This window comes from Tropicibacter naphthalenivorans (genome assembly GCF_900176475.1).
Classification (GTDB): Bacteria; Pseudomonadota; Alphaproteobacteria; order Rhodobacterales; family Rhodobacteraceae; genus Tropicibacter; species Tropicibacter naphthalenivorans.
This window is the reverse complement of sequence record NZ_FWXX01000005.1, coordinates 309,335-328,186: the sequence shown is the minus strand read 5'-3', so window position 1 is coordinate 328,186 and position 18,852 is coordinate 309,335. Positions and strand designations below refer to the sequence as shown.

11 protein-coding genes and 1 pseudogene are annotated in these 18,852 nt (G+C 63.0%); 7 read left to right on the top strand and 5 right to left on the bottom strand.

Going from position 1 to position 18,852, the window contains the following annotated elements; translation table 11 throughout:
• Nucleotides 1-317: pseudogene (locus B9A11_RS13180) on the top strand (transposase); the annotation flags it as partial.
• 19 nt (nt 318-336) lie between these two features.
• On the opposite strand, the gene B9A11_RS13175 reads toward B9A11_RS13180, so the two are convergent.
• The 5 genes from B9A11_RS13175 to B9A11_RS13155 all read right to left on the bottom strand — a co-directional run bounded on the left by B9A11_RS13175 (nt 337) and on the right by B9A11_RS13155 (nt 11,596).
• Nucleotides 337-2,421, bottom strand: a complete 2,085-nt coding sequence (locus tag B9A11_RS13175) for a methyl-accepting chemotaxis protein (protein ID WP_058248497.1) — start codon at nt 2,419-2,421, stop codon at nt 337-339.
• A gap of 144 nt (nt 2,422-2,565) precedes the next feature.
• Nucleotides 2,566-8,853, bottom strand: a complete 6,288-nt coding sequence (locus tag B9A11_RS13170) for a M10 family metallopeptidase C-terminal domain-containing protein (RefSeq protein WP_058248496.1) — start codon at nt 8,851-8,853, stop codon at nt 2,566-2,568.
• Nucleotides 8,854-8,984: 131 nt separating this feature from the next.
• Nucleotides 8,985-9,941 carry a glutathione S-transferase family protein gene (locus B9A11_RS13165; protein ID WP_058248495.1) on the bottom strand — a complete coding sequence of 319 codons (957 nt, stop codon included), beginning with the start codon at nt 9,939-9,941 and terminating at the stop codon, nt 8,985-8,987.
• A 12-nt stretch (nt 9,942-9,953) separates the two neighbouring features.
• Nucleotides 9,954-10,784, bottom strand: coding sequence for a 4,5-DOPA-extradiol-dioxygenase (gene ygiD / locus B9A11_RS13160; RefSeq protein WP_058248494.1), 831 nt, complete (start codon nt 10,782-10,784; stop codon nt 9,954-9,956).
• A gap of 119 nt (nt 10,785-10,903) precedes the next feature.
• The gene (locus tag B9A11_RS13155; protein ID WP_058248493.1) at nt 10,904-11,596 is read right to left on the bottom strand and encodes a GntR family transcriptional regulator; all 693 of its coding nucleotides are present in this window, start codon (nt 11,594-11,596) and stop codon (nt 10,904-10,906) included.
• 233 nt (nt 11,597-11,829) lie between these two features.
• Here B9A11_RS13155 and B9A11_RS13150 point away from each other — a divergent pair, with 233 nt between their 5' ends.
• The 6 genes from B9A11_RS13150 to katG all read left to right on the top strand — a co-directional run bounded on the left by B9A11_RS13150 (nt 11,830) and on the right by katG (nt 18,843).
• A complete protein-coding gene (locus B9A11_RS13150; protein WP_058248492.1) occupies nt 11,830-12,810 on the top strand; it encodes an ABC transporter ATP-binding protein in 981 nt (326 codons plus the stop codon).
• A gap of 33 nt (nt 12,811-12,843) precedes the next feature.
• A complete protein-coding gene (locus tag B9A11_RS13145) occupies nt 12,844-14,103 on the top strand; it encodes an ABC transporter substrate-binding protein (RefSeq protein ID WP_058248491.1) in 1,260 nt (419 codons plus the stop codon).
• A gap of 56 nt (nt 14,104-14,159) precedes the next feature.
• Entirely contained in the window at nt 14,160-15,023 is an 864-nt protein-coding gene (locus tag B9A11_RS13140; protein WP_058248490.1) for an ABC transporter permease, read from the top strand.
• A gap of 2 nt (nt 15,024-15,025) precedes the next feature.
• Nucleotides 15,026-15,865 (top strand): ABC transporter permease, encoded by an 840-nt coding sequence (locus tag B9A11_RS13135; RefSeq protein WP_058248489.1) that lies wholly within the window; start codon nt 15,026-15,028, stop codon nt 15,863-15,865.
• Nucleotides 15,862-16,506, top strand: coding sequence for an aspartate/glutamate racemase family protein (locus B9A11_RS13130; RefSeq protein WP_058248488.1), 645 nt, complete (start codon nt 15,862-15,864; stop codon nt 16,504-16,506). Before B9A11_RS13135 ends, B9A11_RS13130 begins: the two co-directional genes overlap by 4 nt.
• A gap of 147 nt (nt 16,507-16,653) precedes the next feature.
• On the top strand, nt 16,654-18,843 hold the full coding sequence (katG, locus tag B9A11_RS13125) for a catalase/peroxidase HPI (RefSeq protein ID WP_058248517.1): 2,190 nt from the start codon (nt 16,654-16,656) through the stop codon (nt 18,841-18,843).
• Nucleotides 18,844-18,852 lie beyond the last annotated feature (9 nt).

Below are 18,852 nucleotides of genomic sequence, written 5' to 3'. Positions count from 1 at the left end.
CCTTCGGCCAAGTGGCTTCTGGCGGACCGAGGCTACGATGCCGACTGGTTCACGGAAACGTTGCAGGACAAGAAGATACGCGCCTGTATACTAGGCAGGAAAAGCCGCAAGACACCCGTAAAATACCCCTCTCGGGACATTGCTGCGCAATACCCTGCCGGGCAGTGGACAAGCGTCGCTACCGCCGCCGCAACAGGATCGAGATCATGTTCTGTAGACTGAAAGACTGGCGACGGGTCGCGACGCGTTACGACCGAAACCCGGTCATCTTTCTCTCAGCCATCGCTCTCGCCGCCATCGTCATCTTCTGGCTATGAATGGAAATGAGTCCTGAGCCTAGGCCGCGTCCGCCCGTGCGTTGAATTCCCCTGCTGCTCCGTCTTGGACCTTGAACCGCGCGGTCATCTCTTCGAGCATATCGGTTTCAATCGACAGGGCAGAGACAGAGGACTGCATTTGGTTGGCCATGTTCGCGTTTTCCTGGGTCACCTGATCCAGATTTGTCGCGCCATTGTTGATTTCCGAAATGGCAACCGACTGCTCTTGGGCGCTGCGCGCGATATCGCCGACCAAGGCCGAGATGTTGGTGATATGACCCACGATGAGTTCCAGGGCGCTACCGGCCTCTTCGACCATCGCCACCCCGCTAGACACTTGATCCGCGCTGGTGCCGATCAGTTCCTTGATCTGCGCCGCCGACTCCGACGCCCGCTGCGCCAGTTGGCGCACCTCGCTGGCGACCACGGCAAAGCCCTTGCCCGCTTCACCGGCGCGCGCAGCCTCAACCCCGGCATTGAGCGCCAAGAGGTTGGTCTGAAAGGCAATATCGTCGATGACGTCGATAATGCCGACAATGTTGTCCGAGGACTTTCTGACCTCTCCCATTTTCGACACCGCCTGCCGGACCACTTCACTGCTGGACGAGGCATCGCCCTGCGCCTTGGAGGTGACCCCGTCGACGTTCTGCGCCGCTTCGGCGGCCATGCGCACCGAGGCCGACACCTGTTCGAGCGCCGCTGTCGTCTCTTCCAAGGTGGCGGCCTGACTGGTGGTGCGATGCGACAGGCTGTCGGACGCGCCCCGGATGCCGCGGGCGTGTTGGCCGATGACATTGGCCGAAGAAATCAGCCGCTGCATGGTGTCATGCAGTTGAGTGACGGCCGCGTTGTAGTCATCGCGCATCTCGGCGTAGCTGTCCGGGACATCCTCTTTGATGTGATTGGTCAGATCGCCCTCGGCCAATTGGGCCAGCTTGGCGCGGAACAGCGCCATGACGGTCTCTTGCTCGGTGCCCCTGCGGGTCTGCTCTGCCTCCAGCGCCTGGGCAGAATCGCGCATCCGCAGGCTTTCATCGCGGAAGTCATGGATCGCGCGCGCCATCCGGGTCAGTTCATCCCGCCCCTCGGTGCGGCCCAAAGACGCCTCATAAGAGCCGCGCGTCATCCCCTCGACCGCCTTGCGCAGACAGTTGATGCGGCGGATCAGCCCGTCGAAGTTGAAGATCGCAAAGGCCAGCGACAGCGCCGTGGCCACCAGCGCCGTGATCAACACCGACTGCGACCGGCCAAGCGCCGACGCCTCGTCCGCGGCAGCGCGTGTCTTGATCTGATCGGCGAGCGCCAACTCTTGCTGACGCAGCATGTCGATCCAGGCAGTCGACAGCTTGAACCAATCGGACGCGATCAGATCGCCATAGGTACCTGTTTCAACCCCGTCTCGGACCGTTTTGCGCGCCGCATCAATCGCGGCGAATTCCGGCGTTGCCTGCACCTCAGCGACCAACCCGGCCCCGCCAAGCAGCTTGTCCGCCTCGGTCAAGAGGGTCAGCTGCCCGGCCCCATTGCTTTGGAAGCCATTGAGAACACTGGGGGAAAATCCACCGCCCAGCCCGGTGGCGCCCATGGCCCGCTCGCGCCCGGCCAGTTCCTTGGCCGTAGAGACAAAGGACCGCGCCAGCAAGAGCGACTGCATATCGACCCCCTCCGCCGCGTTGTTGCCGGGATGCGAGCTGTCGAGCAGCGCCATGATAAAGCCGGTGTAGGTCTTGACCGCCTGGGGCACCGTCCGTTCGCCTGCATCAATCGCCGTGCGCAGCGCTGCAAGTCCCTCGACCTTGGCCCTGGCCCCGGTTTGGCCGCGCGCGATCTGGGCCGCCAGCACCGCGTCGGTTTCCGCCCTCTGCGCGGGCAGCTCATTGACGAAATTCTTGCCGCCGGAGGAAATGAACCCGGCCGTATACCCCCGTTCCTTTTGCAGCTCATGCGCGAGATCGGAAAACGCTTCGGCCGTGACGGTCAATTGACTGACCCCGGTGGCGATTTGAATGTCTCGCTGATTTGCGCGCATATCCAGCGCGACAAAATAGGCCGTAACGGCCAGCATCGGAGCAATGACGAGTACCATGATAAGGCGCAGGGGCATGTCGAGTCCTCTTTCAGATCCGACCTGAGGTCTAGCCCCTTGCCTTTCAGAAACCCTTAACAGCGGCCAAAATCGGCGCCTCTAATCCGTAAGATTGAGGACAGTTTTATTGCCCAAATTCTGGGCGTTTTGAGCGGCCTCAAATCAGAGCAGGATATCATCCGCGCCAAGGGTCAAAAGGCCGTTCATAAACAGGTCGAAGTCCGAAGCGCCATCGCCGTCCACATCGCCGTAAACAAGGGTGCTCGCCGCCGTGTTCACCACCCGCAATTCACCCGCCGTGCCAGAGAAATGCGCGTCGCCGATCAGCGTAAAGGCCTGGTCGCCCGCCACCGTGTGGTCCGCGTCGATGCCCGCCAAATCCAGCAGGTCGATGCCGTCCTCAAAGTCGCGAATGATGTCCCGGCCCGCGCCAAAGCGCTGCGATTGCGCCACGTTTTCAAAGACAAAGACGTCCAAAGCCCCGTCGCCGGGAAAGCCGCCCGCCACGAAGTCGCCGCCGATCAGCACATCGCGCCCGAGGCCGCCAATCAGCCTGTCCGACCCGTTGCCACCGCGCAGCTGGTCGTCGCCAAGGCCGCCGACCAGCGTGTCGGTGCCCGCCGCGCCCAGCAGCACGTCGCGCCCTTCGCCGCCATCAAGCGTGTCGTCGCCCGCGCCGCCGTTGAGGTTGTCGTGCCCCGCCTGCCCCGCCAGCGTGTCATCCCCGCCAAGGCCCACCAGCGTGTCGGCATGATCGCCCCCGGCCAGCCAGCTGTCATCGGTGCGCCCGACAAAGCGGTCGGCGTAATCGCCGCCGATCAAGCCTTCGATCCCCGTTAAGGTATCAACGCCCGCGCCGCCGGTGGCCTGCGCGCCGAACAGGTTGAGATTCACCGCGATATTGCCGCCAAAGCCCGCATACAGCGCGATGTCATAGCCCGCGCCGCCGTCGATCAGATCGTCGCCATAGCCGCCTTCGAGCGTGTCGTCGCCGTCGTCGCCGTACAGCGTATCGGCCAGATGACCCCCGTCGAGCTTGTCGTTGCCCGCCCCGCCGTGGACCGTGTCACTGCCCGACCCGGCGCGGATGGTGTCTTGGCCCGTGCCACCGTCAAGACGATCGGCCAACCCGCTGCCGTCGAGCAGATCGTTGCCGCCAAGCGCATCCACTTGCCCCGCCCCGCTCAGGCTGATCCAGTCGTCACCGCCAGACGCGCTGGTCGAGCCCGCCATGACCGCCGAGACCCGCTGATCGTCAAAGCTCAGCCATTCGACGCCCAGCACCGCCACCGCAGCCGCGCCGCCAATGGTCCACGCCCCGCCGCCATCATAGCGCACCGTGTGGCTGGCCCATGTGCCCGACAGCAGCAGATGGTCGTCCCCCGCCCCGCCGTCAACGCTGTCGCTGCCCGCCGAGCCGACAAAGGTGTCATCCCCCTGCCCGCCGATCAGCGTGTCGTCGCCGTCGCCGCCATCCAGCAGGTCGGCCCCGTCGCCGCCGTCCAGCGTGTCGTTGCCCTGCCCGCCGTCCAGCGTATCGGCCCCGGACCCACCGGACAGCGCGTCATCGTGGGAAATCGCCCAAAGCGCGCCTTGGCCGGTGGTCGTGCCGCTGGCGGTCATGTCCGCGCCGCCGCTCAGCCCGCTTTCGAGCGTGCCGTTGCCGGCGGTCCAATAGCCCACCAGCCCGGTGATGCCATCAGGGGCGCTTAGGGAATTGCCCCAAGTGGCGGCGATCTCGGCCCCCGTCAGGGCGCGATCATACAGGCGCACATCACCCACCAAGCCTTCGTCCCGGAAGCGGATCGTGCCATCGGCGGGCACCCCGCGCGTGCCGGGGGTAAAGTCGCGGCTGCCCGCCAGAGCCCCGTCGATATAAATCCCCAGATGGCCCGACGCGTCGTCGTAAGACAGCGAAATCCGGTGCAGATCGCCGTCGGTCATGGTGGTGGGAATGGCCGCATAGCTCCAGTCCTGTTCCGAGGCATTCCAGAACATGATCGACACCACACCGCTGTCATAGCGATAGAGCGACAGACCGGGGAAGGCAAAGCCATAGGCCTGATTCACCAGCGCAGTCTGCTGCCAGAGGAACTCGATGGTAAACGAGCCGGTGGGAAAGCCGGTGGTGGACAGCGACACCTCGGCAGCGCCGGACACCCCAATGAGGTCAAAGTCTTCGGGCGTGGCCCGCAGGTCGGCCCCGTCACCGATCAGCAGGTCATCGCCAAGCCCGCCCAAGAGCGTGTCGTTGCCTTCGCCGCCGCGCAAGGTGTCGCTGTCGCTGCCCGGCAGCGGCTCTGGCGTGGTATCAAAGGCCAGCGCGCCGCCTACCACCGTCAGGTCAGTGCCCGCGGGCAGCGGTGCGCTGGGGTTAGTCTGCGTCTGGGCCGAAGGGCCAAAGACGTTCAGCTCGGCGATGTGCAGGTAGTTGCTGTCGTGCGCGACGCGCACCGCCGCGCCCATCAGCCCCCAAGGCGGCTCGATCCGAACGGTCTGCCCCGACAGCGCGCCAGAGATCGGCGCAGAGGTCCACAGCACCGCGCCGCCCTCGTCCAACACGCTGACCGTCGCCCCGTCCAGCCGCACCCCAGAGGAGTCGCGGTTGACGATCTCGATGATCGCCATCTCGACGCTTTGGTCGAACTCCAGCAGCAGCCACTCATCGCCGCTGTTGAGCGTGTGGTTAAAGCTGGCCGGGTCGTCGTCGATCACCTGCGCCGCGTCATTGCCCCCGTAGACCGAGCTTTGCGAGACGGTCAGCCCCGCCGCGTGTTCGGCGGTCAAATCCACCAGAGGATGGAAATCGCCCGTCGGGACTGCGCCAAAGACGTTCACCTCTGCCAGGTGCAGGTAGTTGCCGTCTTGGTCCACCCGCAGCCCCGCCGCCATCACCGGCGCATCGGGGAACAGGCGCAGCACGTCGCCGCTGGCGGTGTCGGTGATCGGCGCAGAGGTCCAGACCGCGGCCCCGGTTTCATCCAGCAGGCTGACCGTGGCCCCAAGCAGGCGCAGCCCGCTGTTGTCGCGGTTGACCAACTCGACGAAATCCACGCTTAGCGGCTGGCCAAAGCGCACAGACAACCATTCATCGCCCCCGTTATAGGTGTGGTTCGCGGTGCTTGGGTCACCGTCCAGCACATGGGCCGCGACGTTGTCCTGGTACTGCGAGCTTTGCGACACCTCAAAGGTCGCGCCCAAGAGCGCCGTCAGATTGACCGACGCGGCCCCGGTGGCCTGATCGGCCAGCTGGCCGGGCGCAGCCCCGGCGCTCAGACCATCGCTGCGCCAATTGTGCAAAAGCCCCGCCTGCGCGCCGTCCACCACGTCAAAGGCCGTCTCCGCGATCTGCTGGGACGTCAGGGCGTGATCGAACAGGCGGATGTCGCCCAAAGTGCCTTGGAACAGCTGCCCGTCGTCAAAGCGCCCGCCAATCGCGTCTTGTTCCTGACCAAAGATCAGCGTCCCGCCGCCGCCGATGCGATAGCCCGCCTGATGCGTGCCGCTCCACTCGGGGGTGCCGTCCACATAGACCGTCAGCGCACCGCTGGGCCGATCCCACGCCAGCGACAGGCGGTGCGGCTCCCCGTCCACCAGGCTGCGCGTGAGAATATCGGTGTTGATCGTCTTATTGCCGATAGTCACCGTCAGAACGCCATCGCGCTGGCCTTCGAAGATCAGATCGTTGGTGCGCAGCTCGGACGCATAAGAGGCAAAGACCACGCTATCGGAGGGAATGCGGGTGATCTGCGCCATCATCTCAAGGGTAAAGCCCCCGGCCCCGGACAAATCGCTAAAATCGGTTGCCACAAGGTACTGCCCGCGCTCCAGCGGGTCGTGGTTGATCTGCACGCCGGTAAAGTCATGCCGCCCCAGATCCAAGGCCGTCTCATAGCTGCCGACGAGCAGATCATTGCCCCAGCCGCCGCGCAGATCGTTATCAAGACCGTTGCCCCGCAGGTCATCGGCATAGACGCTGCCCACCGCGTGTTCCACCTGCGCGCCATAGGCGATCGAGATGTTATTGGTCAGCCCCGCCCCAGAGCTAAAACCGCCCTCGCGCAGGTCCACCCGGATGCTGCCTGCCGCGCCGGACATATCCAGCGTGTCGATGCCGCCGCCATCCCAGATGGCAAAGGACAGATCGGCGTTGGCGTCCAGATCATAGAACTGCCCGGCGGTGCTGTTGAAGCCGTACACCGTGTCCCCGGCGCGGGTGGCGGTGTTGGCCCCGTACAGCATGTGCAAGCCCAGCAGATCGTGGATCAGCGCCGAACTGCGGTCCCCCATCTCGCCGCCGGTGTTATCCGCGCCCCAATAGGACATCATCGAATACTGGCCGGTGTCGTTCCAGTGGTCGGCCTCGCCCGCGTAGCCGGTGTTGCTCAGGCCGTACTCGCCCGGATGCTCCAGCCCCAGCGCATGGCCGGTTTCGTGCATGATCACGCGCCAGGTTGCGTTGCCGGGCGCTGCCTCGTCTTCCCAAGAGACATGACCGATATTGACGATGCCGCCACCGGGGGACGGCAGATGCGCCCAGCCGCCGCCGTTGGTGGTGCCGATCTCGAACTGGTAGGTGATGTTCGGTCTCTCACCGGGGTCCAGATCGGCGCTGGTGACCTCGACAAATTGGATGTTCGCCAGCTCTGCGAAATAGGCGAGGATCTCGCGCACATGCGCCTGGTTCGCGGGGTCAAAGGCCTCGCCCGTGTCGTTGAAATACGCGGAATCAAAGCTGTAGGTGATGGTGATCCCGTCGCTCAGATCGGCGGCGTGATCGGCCCATGTGCCCCAGCCGCGCACCATATGCGCCGCCGTTTCCGTGGCCGACCAGATCGGCTTGCCATTGTCCGCATTGGTGCCCGCAAGGCCCGCCTCTGGGCTGGAGGGGTCAAGCGTGTAATCGGTGCCCGCGGTGATCGCCACCGCCTCGAAGGCGCCCACGTCCCAGCCTGCGGGCGCGCGCTGCACCCCGTCCATGTCATAGGCGATCTGGGTTGTCTCTGGCGTTACAATGGCGGCCTCATGAGCGGGCGAGTCCGGCGTCAGGCGGTAGTCGCCGCTGGCCGCATCAACAAAGCCTGCGTCGTCCATCAAGCGCACGCCCTGCGCCAAAGCCTCATCGCCAGAGCGCAGCAAGACCCCGCGCGTGCCCGCCGCGATATTGCCCGCCATGGTGGTCGTGGCGCTGGTGGCGCTGGCGGCGGCGTCCACCGCCCAAAGCGTGGAATCGCCGTTCGAAATCAGGTTGTTGATGATCTCCAGCCGGTCCGTTTCCGTCCCGCCGATGCGGATACCGCCCGCCGCAACGCCCACATGGCCAACCATATCCGCCAAGTCCTCTGGCGCGATGGACACGCCCTTGAACTGACCCGAGAAATACCCCTGATAGACAGAGCCCGCCTCGCCGTTCAGCGCAATCAGCCGGTTGACGTAACCTGCGTCGATCAGCGTGTTGAACAGCACCCGCAGACCTTGCGCGTTGTTGCTGGTGATCGCCGCATTGCCAGAGCGTTCCACAAGGTTATTGGCCACCAGCACCTCGCCGCTCCACCCGCCTTCGGCAGTCAGATCCTGCAAGTGGATGCCTTTGCCTTCGTCGATGTGCATGGTCACCTTGGTTTTCGAGGCGACCCAGGAAATCAGCAAATTGTAGTTATCATACAGATGGTTGCCGGTGATGGTGATCTGGTGATCGCCGCCCGCCACGTCCTCGGCCCCTTTAAAGGAAATCGCGTGGGTGCCGTTCGAAGTGTAGTGATTGTTCTCGAATATGGTGTTGCCCGAGACGGTGATCCGGTCGTTGCCGCCATGCCCCGACACCGCATGGGCGGCGCTGTGGTGGATGGTGTTGCCTTGGATCGTGATGTCATGGCTGCCGTTGGGCAAGGAAATCGCCGGCGCGTTCCAGAGCAAGGGCTTTTCCGTGTCCAGCCCGCTGATGTCGGCCAGATCGTCGGTCTGGGTGGTCGTCTCATCGATGCGCTCGTGATAGGTGAAACCGCCCTGCCCGTCCGGGATGCGGTAAGTCCACTGGGCCTCTGCCGCGGCGGCCATCGCGTCTGCATCGCTGGCAAAGCTCGCCCCCGGCCCTTCGATATCAAAGCCTTGGACGACGATATGGCTCGACCCGCGCAGCACCACCGCGCCGTTGCCGTCATATTGCAAGGTCACCTGCGCGCCGGGCGCAGGGGCGATGGTGATGGGCGCGTCAGCGGTGCCATGCACGTTGTTCAGCTTGAAGATCGTATCGCTGCTGTCCTTCCAGATCTCGCGCGCGCCGGTGGCATCCACCGCGCCATAAGTCGCGTTCTGATAGGTGCCGGACAGGTAATAAACCGTGTCACCGGGCTGCAACTGGTTCGCAATCGCCGCGATGCTCGCCAAGGGGCTGTCTTGCGTGCCCGCGTTGCTGTCGCTGCCATGTGTGCCGATGTAATAAACTGTCACGTGCCCTGCCCCAAACCTTGTCTTAACCGCCCCAAAACGGCGTTAACCTTTGGGAACCGTTAAGACAGGTTAAAGATGGCCCGTATAAGGCAAGCTTTGGGCGGTTTTCGCCCAATTCGCTTGCCTTTGAGTTAGGCCAGCAGCGCCTCGATATGCGCAGGGCCCGTGGGGCGGATGCGCTTAGGGTTCAGCGCCTTGATCGCGTAATAGCCGCGCGTGATGTGATCCATATTCACCGTCTCGCGCACGCCGGGAAGCCGCAAAACGCGGGCCATATGCGCCGACAACCGCGGGTAATCGGCGATCTGGCGGCGGTTCGTCTTGAACAGCCCATGATAAGCGGCGTCAAAACGGATCAAGGTCACGAACAGTCGAATATCCGTCTCGGTCAATTGGTTACCAAAGAGGTAGTCGCCGGTCAGCCGCTCTTCGAGCATGTCGAGCGTGTCGAAAACGCCCACGACCGCCTCGTCATAAGCCTCTTGGCTGCTGGCAAAGCCCGCCTTGTAGACGCCGTTGTTCAGACGGTCGTAGATCACCGGGTTGAGCGCCTCGATCTCTTCGGCCAAGTCCTCGGGGTAGAGGCGCACATCAGAGGGCACGATGCCTTCGAACGCGGTGTCCAGCATCCGCAGGATGTCGGCGCTTTCATTGTTCACCATGACGTCGCGCTGTTTGTCCCACAGCACCGGAACCGTGGCGCGACCCGTAAACTCTGGGTCAGCCTTGGTGTAGATTTCGTGAATGTAGGTCGCGCCCATTAACGGATCGTCATGCGCACCGTCATAGCCGCCGAACTGCCAGCCCTGGTCGGACATCACGGGGTTTACGACGACCACCTCGATCACATCCGTCAGACCTTTGAGCGCGCGGGCGATCAGCGTGCGCGACGCCCACGGGCAGATCAGCGCCACGTACAGACGATAGCGCCCCGCCTCGGCCTTGAATCCCCCCTCGCCGGTGGGACCGGCGCTGCCATCGGGAGTGATCCAGTTGCGAAAGCTCGACACCTGCCGCACGAAACGGCCCTTTTCGTCAGCCTTTTGAACGGGTTGCCAGTCGCTGGCCCATTTTCCGTCTACAAGCATATCGGTCCCTCCTTAGCGGGCGTGGAACACGAAAGACCGCATCGAAATCGACGCCAGATCAATGGTGTTCGTCATGAAAGTCAGGTCATCCCCGGCGTCAGAGGCGCCAGCGATGGTCAGAGCGGGCAGGTAGTGGTCCACCGACGGATGCGCCATGCGCAGCAGCGGGCCAAGCCCTTGACGGTCGGCCAGCGCGCCGAAATCGCGGTCAGTCAGACGGTCGGCAAAGAGCTGGTCAAACTCGACGGCAAAGTCATGCGGACGCGCTTTCGCGCCCCATTGCACCGCCCCAAGGTTGTGCACCACGTTGCCGGACCCAAGGATCAAGACCCCTCGATCGCGCAGTTCGGACAGGGTTTTGCCAATGGCCAGCTGGTAATCCAGCCCCTGCCCCATGTCGATCGAGACCTGGAAAACGGGCACATCCGCGCCGGGATACAGGTATTTCAGCACCGTCCAGGCACCGTGATCCAGCCCCCAGGTATCGTCGCCTTCGGCGTGATGACTGGCCAGCAGGCTGACCACGTCGCGGGCCAGCTCGGGGTTGCCGGGCGCGGGGTATTGCTGCGCGAACAGCGCCTCGGGAAATCCGTAAAAGTCGTGGATTGTCTTGGGCATAGCCGACACATCCACCAGCGTCGTGCCGCGCGTCATCCAATGCGCCGACACCACGAGGATCGCCTTGGGGCGCGGCAGGGTCTGGCCCAGCTCGGTCCAGGCCTGGCTATAGGCGTTGTCTTCGATGGCGTTCATCGGGCTGCCGTGCCCAAGGAAAACCAAGGGCATCCGGTCAGACGGAGACAGCCGGTCGCGCAGAGCGTCGAGAGTGGTCACGGTGTTCATGAGAGAGCCTCCTTTGCGTGCGGCAAGCAGTGCCGCGTCTTGAGAGGCAATATGGGGCAAGGCGTTCGACAACGAAATGGCGCATAATCGGAATAACTATCCACATTTCGTTCGCAATCTTACAATTGAAGCACGTCCCTCAGCGAACCCGCCGTCTCGGGCGCGTCGCGCAAATCCAGCGCGCTGTGCAAGTCGACAAGGTGGCTGCGCATCAACTCTTCGGCGCGATCCCCGTCGCCCGTGGCGATCGCGGACACCAGATCGTGGTGCGCCACGCTTTCGCACAGCGCTGCCTGCCGACGCCAATAGAGCGCGATGATCAACGAAGAGCGCGCGATCAGCGCCTCGATAAAGGCCGCGATGGTCGTCTGATCGGCAATGCGCGCGATGTCGATGTGGAACTGCCCGGACAGGCGCAAAGCCTTGCCCCGGTCGGCGGCGGCAAGCGCGTCATGCTCTTCTCTTATATGAAGGTTGAGCAAATCCACGTCTTCGGGGGTCGCGTGCATGGCGGCGCTGCGGGCGGTGCGCGGCTCTAGCAGCTCGCGCGCCTCAAAGACTTCGCGCGCCTCGCGCAGGGACGGGCGGGCCACAAACGCGCCCTTGTTGCGCTGGATGTCCACCAGTTGCTGATGCGCCAGTGACTGCAACGCGGAACGAACAATGGTGCGCGAGACGCTAAAGATCTCGCCGATCTCGTCCTCGCCCAGCTTGGTCCCCGGCGCGAGACGATGTTCGTGAATCGCCACCGACAACGAGTCCGCCACCGTGTCCGCTGCCCCTTTGGAGGTCGTTTTCTCAACCGTATTCATACTCCACCTACCCGTCTGCCTTCTGTCTTCAACGGAACACCAAAGCCCGCGCGACTCAAGAGCGAGTCGATTGCCGACATGATTGTATACAATGATGCGTGCAATTATCGGGCATTTTGAATTTTTTTCGCCCAAAGATTGAGCAACGAAAAAATCCCCCCCCCTTGTCGTTCAGTCCATCATTGCGCGAGGCCCCCGACGTGGGGTCCGGTCAGGTTAACGAAAGGGACACCATGACCGACATTTCCAAAGATCTCGAGTTGGTGGGCGTGACCAAGCGCTACGGAAAGACCGTCGCGGTGGACGCCATCAACCACCATTTCCGCCCCGCCAGCTACACCTGCCTGCTGGGCCCGTCGGGCTGCGGCAAGTCGTCGACGCTGCGGATGATCGCCGGGCACGAAAGCGTGTCTGACGGATCTATCCTATTGGGAGGGAGAGATATTTCCCACCTTCCTCCGGCCAAGCGCGGCACCGCGATGATGTTCCAGAGCTATGCGCTGTTCCCGCACCTGACGGTTCTGGACAACGTCGCCTTTTCGCAAAAGATGAAGGGCGTGGACGCCGCGACCCGCCGCAAGGCCGCTGCCGAGATGCTTGAACTGGTGGACCTGTCCAAGCTGGCCGACCGCCTGCCCGACCAGCTTTCGGGCGGTCAACAGCAGCGTGTTGCGCTCGCCCGTGCGCTGATCACCCGCCCGCAGGTTCTGCTGTTAGATGAGCCCCTGTCGGCGCTCGACCCCTTTCTGCGCATTCGGATGCGCACCGAGCTGCGCAAGCTGCAACAGGAACTCGGGATCAGCTTTTTGCACGTGACCCACGGTCAGGACGAAGCGCTCGCGCTGGCCGATGAGATCGTCGTCATGAACAACGCGGTGATCGAACAGGCTGGCCCGGCGCGCGACGTGTTCAACGCGCCGAAAACCGAATTCGTGGCGCGTTTCATGGGCGGGCACAACGTCATCGCCCTGCCCGAAGGCCATTTCGCCATTCGCACCGATGCCGTCGGTCTGGCCGATCAGGGTCAACTCGAGGCCGCCGTGACGGCCGTCGAATACCAAGGCACCCACGTCAGCGTCACCACCCGCGCGATTGGCGACCAAGAGATCACCGCCGTCATCAAGGACGCCGAGTTTTTCGAGAATCCCAAGGCACCCGGCGACACCGTCGGACTGACCTGGGCGCAAGACAGCCTGCACCGGCTGATCAACTAAAACCTAAAAGCAATACCAACACGGAGAGAAGACATGACCAAAATCAACCGCCGTAACCTGCTCAAAGGCGGCGCCGCTTTCGCCGCGGGCAGCACCCTTGGCGCACCGATGATCTGGGCGCAGAACATCAAGGACGTCACTCTGCGCCAGTTCGGCACCGGCGTGTCCAACCTCAACGAGGTCGCGCAAAAGGTTAAGGAAGACCTTGGCTTTAACCTTGAGATGACCGCGCTGGATTCCGACAGCGTCACCCAGCGCGCGGCGACCCAGCCCAACAGCTTTGACATTGCCGACATCGAGTACTGGATCTGTAAAAAAGTCTGGCCGACCGGCAACTTGCAGGCGATGGACACCTCGAAGATCAAGAACTACGACAAGATCGTGGGCATCTTCCGCAATGGTAAACTGACCCCCGACAGCGAGATCGCACAGGGCACCGCGCCGCACACCGTTGGCTTTACCTCTGGTCCGGACGGTAAGGACTTTGTTCAGGAAGAATCCGGCTGGATGACCCTGATCCCGACGATCTACAACGCCGACACGCTGGGCATCCGCCCCGACCTGATTGGCCGCCCGATCAAGAACTGGTCCGAGCTGCTGAACCCCGAATTCAAGGGCAAAGCCTCTATCCTCGACATTTCCTCGATCGGTATCATGGACATGGCGATGGTCGTGGAATCCATGGGCGAGTACACCTACCCCGACAAGGGCAACATGACCCGCGAAGAGATCGATATGACCATCGGCATCTTCACCGAAGCCAAGAAGAACGGCCAGTTCCGCGCCTTCTGGAAGTCCTTCGACGAAAGCGTCAACCTGATGGCGTCGGGCGAAGTGGTGATCCAGTCCATGTGGTCGCCCGCGATCACCGCCGTCAAATCCAAGGGCATCGAATGCGTCTACCAGCCGCTGGAAGAAGGCTACCGCAGCTGGGGTGGCGGCATCGGCCTGTCCGCAGCCCTGACCGGGCTCGAGCGTGACGCGGCCTATGAGTACATCAACTGGTACCTCGACGGCTGGGTCGGCGGCTTCCTGATGCGTCAGGGCTACTACTCGGCGGTTCCGGAAACCTCCAAGACCTACATGTCCGAAAACGAATGGGGCTACTGGTTCGAAGGCAAGCCGGCCACCGACGTCATCACCTCGCCCTTCGGCGATCCGCTGGCGCAAGCGGGCGACGTGCGCGATGGCGGCTCGTTCTACGACCGCATGGGCTCTGTGGCCTGCTGGAACTCGGTCATGGACGAGAACATGTACATGAACCGCAAGTGGAACGAGTTCATCGCGTCCTGATGCCAAACGGGGGTGCGTTCATCGCGCCCCCACCCCCTAAAAGACAAGCGAGCCCCATGGAAAACCTATTGCGCAACAAAGCCCTAAGCGGCTGGCTGTTGGCGACCCCGCTGACGCTGGTGCTGGCGTTCTTTCTGGTGTTGCCGATTATCCTGATCGTCGTGGTCAGCTTTTGGCAGGCCACCGAATTCTCGATCATTCCGGCGTTCACGTGGGAGAACTACGAGTTCCTCTTTGGCTCGCCCGTCACCTACAAAGTCTTTCTCAACACCTTTAAATACGCCGCGATCACCTGGGCGATGACCCTGCTGATCGGCTTTACGGTGGCGTATTTCCTGGCGTTCCACGTGCGCACGCAGACCTGGCAGATTGCGCTGTTCCTGCTGTGTACGATCCCGTTTTGGACCTCGAACATCATTCGGATGATCTCTTGGATTCCCTTTCTGGGTCGCAACGGCATCGCGAACTCGGCGCTGCTGAGCTGGGGCGTCATTGACGAGCCGCTGGAATGGCTGCTGTTCAGTGATTTCGCCGTAGTGCTGGCCTTTGTCCATCTTTACACGCTGTTCATGGTTGTGCCGATCTTCAACACCATGATGCGCATTGACCGGTCCTTGATCGAGGCGGCGCGGGACGCGGGCGCAAACGGCGCGCAGATCCTGTGGAACGTGATCATCCCGCTGACCAAGCCGGGGATGATGATCGGCACGATCTTTGTCGTGGCGCTGGTCATGGGCGATTTCATCACCGTGCGCTTTATGTCCGGCAGCCAGTCCGCCAACGTCGGGCGCTTGATTTCCAACGATATTGCGCTGCTCAACTACCCCTCTGCCGCCGCGACCGCCGTTGTGCTGCTGCTGACCGTCTTGCTGACCATCGGCATCCTGCTGCGCTTTGTCGACATCCGAAAGGAACTGTAATCATGGAACCGCGTCCGCGTTCATTCTACGTGCTTGCCGGGTTTTTCACCCTGTTCATGCTGTTCCTTTACGGCCCCACCATCACCATCGGCATCCTGTCCTTCCAAGGGCCGGGCGGCGGTCTGACCTTCCCCATGCAAGGCACCTCCCTGCACTGGTTCCGCGATCTGTTCGAAAAGCAAGCGGTGGGCGACATCTGGGGCAGCTTCCGGCGCAGCTTTATGCTGGGGCTGATGGTCATGGTCACCACCGTGGTCGTGTCGGTCATGGGGGGGCTGGCGTTCCGCAAGCGTTTTCCCGGCTCTAGCGTGTTGTTTTACCTCATCATTACCTCGCTGGTGATCCCCTCGATCCTGATCTCGCTCGGCGTGGGTCTGATGTTTTCCCAAGGCGGTCTTGACGTGCATTGGGCGACCTCGGGCTATGGCGCGCAGCTGACCTGGACCCTGCCCTTTGGCCTGCTGATCATGTTCGCCGTCTTCAACCGGTTCGACAAAAGCTACGAGGAAGCGGCGCGCGATCTGGGCGCAACCCCGTGGCAGACGCTGCGCCACGTGGTCCTGCCGATCATTGCACCCTCGCTGATTGGCGTCGCGCTGTTCGGGTTCACGCTGTCCTATGACGAGTTCGCCCGCACCCTGCTGACCTCGGGCAGCTACAACACCCTGCCGCTGGAGATTTTCGGCATGACGACCAACGTCACGACCCCGGTGCTGTACGCCTTGGGCACGCTGACCACGGCCTTTTCGTTGGTCATCATCGGCGTGTTCCTGTGCATCGCCCTGTGGGGCGCGCGGCGCAAGGCCAAGGTGGGCTCTGACGCGGGAAGCGGTTTGGTATGATCGTTCTGATTAACCCCAACAGCACGGTGTCCATGACCGAAGCCATGCTGCGCAGCGCGCGCCAAGCAGCGCCGGGGGCCACGTTCGAAGGCTGGACCTCCCACGACGGTCCGCCCTCGATCCAAGGGGCCGAGGATGGCGAGGCCGCCACCGGCCCCCTGCTCAAACTGGTGCAAAAGGCCAGCGATCAAGGGGCCGAGGCGATCATCATCGCCTGTTTCGACGACACCGCCCTGCCGCAGGCCCGCGCGCTGGCCGCCTGCCCCGTGATCGGCATCGGCCAGGCGGCCTACCACATGGCGGCGCTGGCCTCTGACCACTTTTCCGTGGTGACGACCATGGGCGTCGCGGTGCCGATCCTGCAATCCAACGTGCAGGCCTACGGCCTTGGCGGGCAACTGGCCAAGGTCCGCGCCTCCGAAGTGCCTGTTTTGGCTTTGGAACAAGACCCCGACGCCGCCACATCCCGCGTGCTGGACGAAGTCGTCGCCGCCGAAACCGAGGATCAGGTGCAAACCGTCGCCCTTGGCTGTGGCGGCATGACAGAGATCAGCGCCCGCGCCAAAGGCGTCACGCAGGTGCGCCTGATCGACGGGGTACGCGCTGCGGCGGTTGTCTGCGCCTATCTCACTGGCCATTAGCGATAACCCCAACCTATCATTGCAATCTGAAAATAGAATTTTTCTAAATCACTCTTCCGCACTAGCTTGATCCTCAAGGGCGGCACCCGCGCCGCCTTTTGGTTTCACAAGGCCCGCAACGACCGGGCCGCAAATGGGAGAGACAACATGGACGGCAATGATATCGGCAAGGCGGGCGGCTGCCCGGTGATGCACGGCGCGGTGACCTTTAACGCGCGCTCGAACCGTGACTGGTGGCCGAACCAGCTGAACATCGGCGTGCTGCACCAGAACCCGGCCAAGGGGAACCCCATGGGCGCGGACTTCAGCTATGCCGAGGCGTTCCAAAAGCTCGATCTGGAGGCGGTCAAGAAGGATCTCTTTGCGCTGATGAAAGACAGCCAGGATTGGTGGCCCGCCGACTACGGTCACTACGGCGGATTCTTTATTCGCATGGCGTGGCACAGCGCGGGCACCTACCGCACCGCCGATGGCCGGGGTGGCGCAACCTCTGGCACCCAGCGCTTTGCGCCGCTGAACTCCTGGCCCGATAACGTCAACCTCGACAAGGCGCGCCGCCTTCTGTGGCCGATCAAGCAGAAATACGGCAACGCGCTGAGCTGGGCTGACCTGATGATCCTCGCAGGAAACTGCGCGATTGAGGATATGGGCCTGAAACCATTCGGTTTTGCCGGGGGCCGCGAAGACGTCTACGAGCCCGAGCAAGACATCTACTGGGGCGCGGAGAAGGAATGGCTGGCGGATTCCAAAGCCGAAGGTAGCCGCTATTCCGGCGACCGCGAGCTGGAAAACCCGCTGGCCGCCGTGCAGATGGGTCTGATCTACGTCAACCCCGAAGGCCCGGACGGCGAGCCTGATCCGCTCAAATCGGCGCGCGACATCCGCACGACCTTTGCCCGCATGGCGATGAATGACGAGGAAACCGTGGCGCTGACCGCGGGCGGCCACACCTTTGGCAAGTCCCACGGCGCCGGCGACGCGGCGCTGGTCGGCCCCGATCCCGAAGCCTCTCCCATGGCGGCGCAGGGGCTTGGCTGGGCGTCGACCCACGGCACCGGCATCGGCGCGGACGTCATCGGCTCTGGCATCGAAGGCGCGTGGACCCCGAACCCGACCCAGTGGGACATGGGCTATTTCGACATGCTGTTCGGCTACGAGTGGGAGCTTGTGAAATCCCCCGCAGGCGCGTGGCAGTGGGCACCCAAGGACGTGGACGAGGCGCACATGGCCCCCGACGCGCATGACCCGTCGAAAAAGGTAAAAACCATGATGACCACCGCCGATATGGCGATGCGCATGGACCCCGAGTATGAGAAAATCTCGCGCCGGTTCCACCAGAACCCGGACCAGTTCGCCGACGCTTTTGCCCGCGCATGGTTCAAGCTGACCCACCGCGATATGGGGCCCAAGGCGCTGTATCTTGGCCCGGATGTCCCCGCCGAGGATCTGATCTGGCAAGACCCGATCCCCGCTGGCCCGTCCCTGTCCGATGCGGATGTCTCTGCTTTGAAAGAGAAAATCGCCGCCTCCGGGCTGTCGCTGCAAGAGCTGGTCTACACCGCTTGGTCGTCTGCTGCGACCTATCGCGGCTCGGACAAGCGCGGCGGGGCCAATGGTGCGCGCATCCGTCTTGCGCCGCAGAACGCGTGGGAGGTGAACCAACCCGAGCAGCTCGCCAAGGTGCTCAAGGTCTACGAGGGCATTCAGGCCGATTTCGGCGCGGTGTCCCTTGCCGATCTGATCGTGCTGGGCGGCAATGTCGGCGTGGAAATGGCTGCAAAAGCAGCGGGTTACGACGTGACGGTGCCGTTCACGCCGGGCCGCGGCGACGCGAGCGCCGAGCAGACCGACGCCGAGAGCTTTGACGTGTTGGAGCCGGTCGCCGATGGCTTCCGCAACTACCTCAAGACCAACTACACCGCCTCCGCCGAAGAGCTGTTGATCGACAAGGCGCAACTCATGGGCCTGTCCGCGCCGCAAATGTCGGTGCTGGTGGCCGGGATGCGCGCCATGGACGCCAACGTCGGCGGCGCGCAACATGGCGTGATGACCGACCGTCCGGGCCAGCTGACCAACGACTTCTTCGTGAACCTGCTCGACATGGGCACCAAGTGGGAAGCGGTCGACGAGGATGAGCAGGTCTTTGAAGGGCGCGACCGCAAGACCGGCGATCTGCGCTGGACCGGCACGCGTGTTGACTTGGTCTTTGGCGCAAACTCGCAGCTGCGCGCCATTGCCGAGACCTACGCGCAGTCCGACAATGGCGAAAAGTTCGTTAACGATTTCGTCGCCGCTTGGGCGCAGATCATGGATGCGGATCGCTTTGACGTAAAGTGATCCTTAACA

Excerpts from the sequence above, each read along its gene's own strand:
- ygiD (WP_058248494.1), bottom strand. The coding sequence starts at position 10,784 with ATGAACACCGTGACCACTCTCGACGCTCTGCGCGACCGGCTGTCTCCG.
- B9A11_RS13155 (WP_058248493.1), bottom strand. The coding sequence starts at position 11,596 with ATGAATACGGTTGAGAAAACGACCTCCAAAGGGGCAGCGGACACGGTG.
- B9A11_RS13130 (WP_058248488.1), top strand. The coding sequence starts at position 15,862 with ATGATCGTTCTGATTAACCCCAACAGCACGGTGTCCATGACCGAAGCC.
- B9A11_RS13135 (WP_058248489.1), top strand. The coding sequence starts at position 15,026 with ATGGAACCGCGTCCGCGTTCATTCTACGTGCTTGCCGGGTTTTTCACC.
- B9A11_RS13145 (WP_058248491.1), top strand. The coding sequence starts at position 12,844 with ATGACCAAAATCAACCGCCGTAACCTGCTCAAAGGCGGCGCCGCTTTC.
- B9A11_RS13150 (WP_058248492.1), top strand. The coding sequence starts at position 11,830 with ATGACCGACATTTCCAAAGATCTCGAGTTGGTGGGCGTGACCAAGCGC.
- katG (WP_058248517.1), top strand. The coding sequence starts at position 16,654 with ATGGACGGCAATGATATCGGCAAGGCGGGCGGCTGCCCGGTGATGCAC.
- B9A11_RS13165 (WP_058248495.1), bottom strand. The coding sequence starts at position 9,941 with ATGCTTGTAGACGGAAAATGGGCCAGCGACTGGCAACCCGTTCAAAAG.
- B9A11_RS13175 (WP_058248497.1), bottom strand. The coding sequence starts at position 2,421 with ATGCCCCTGCGCCTTATCATGGTACTCGTCATTGCTCCGATGCTGGCC.
- B9A11_RS13140 (WP_058248490.1), top strand. The coding sequence starts at position 14,160 with ATGGAAAACCTATTGCGCAACAAAGCCCTAAGCGGCTGGCTGTTGGCG.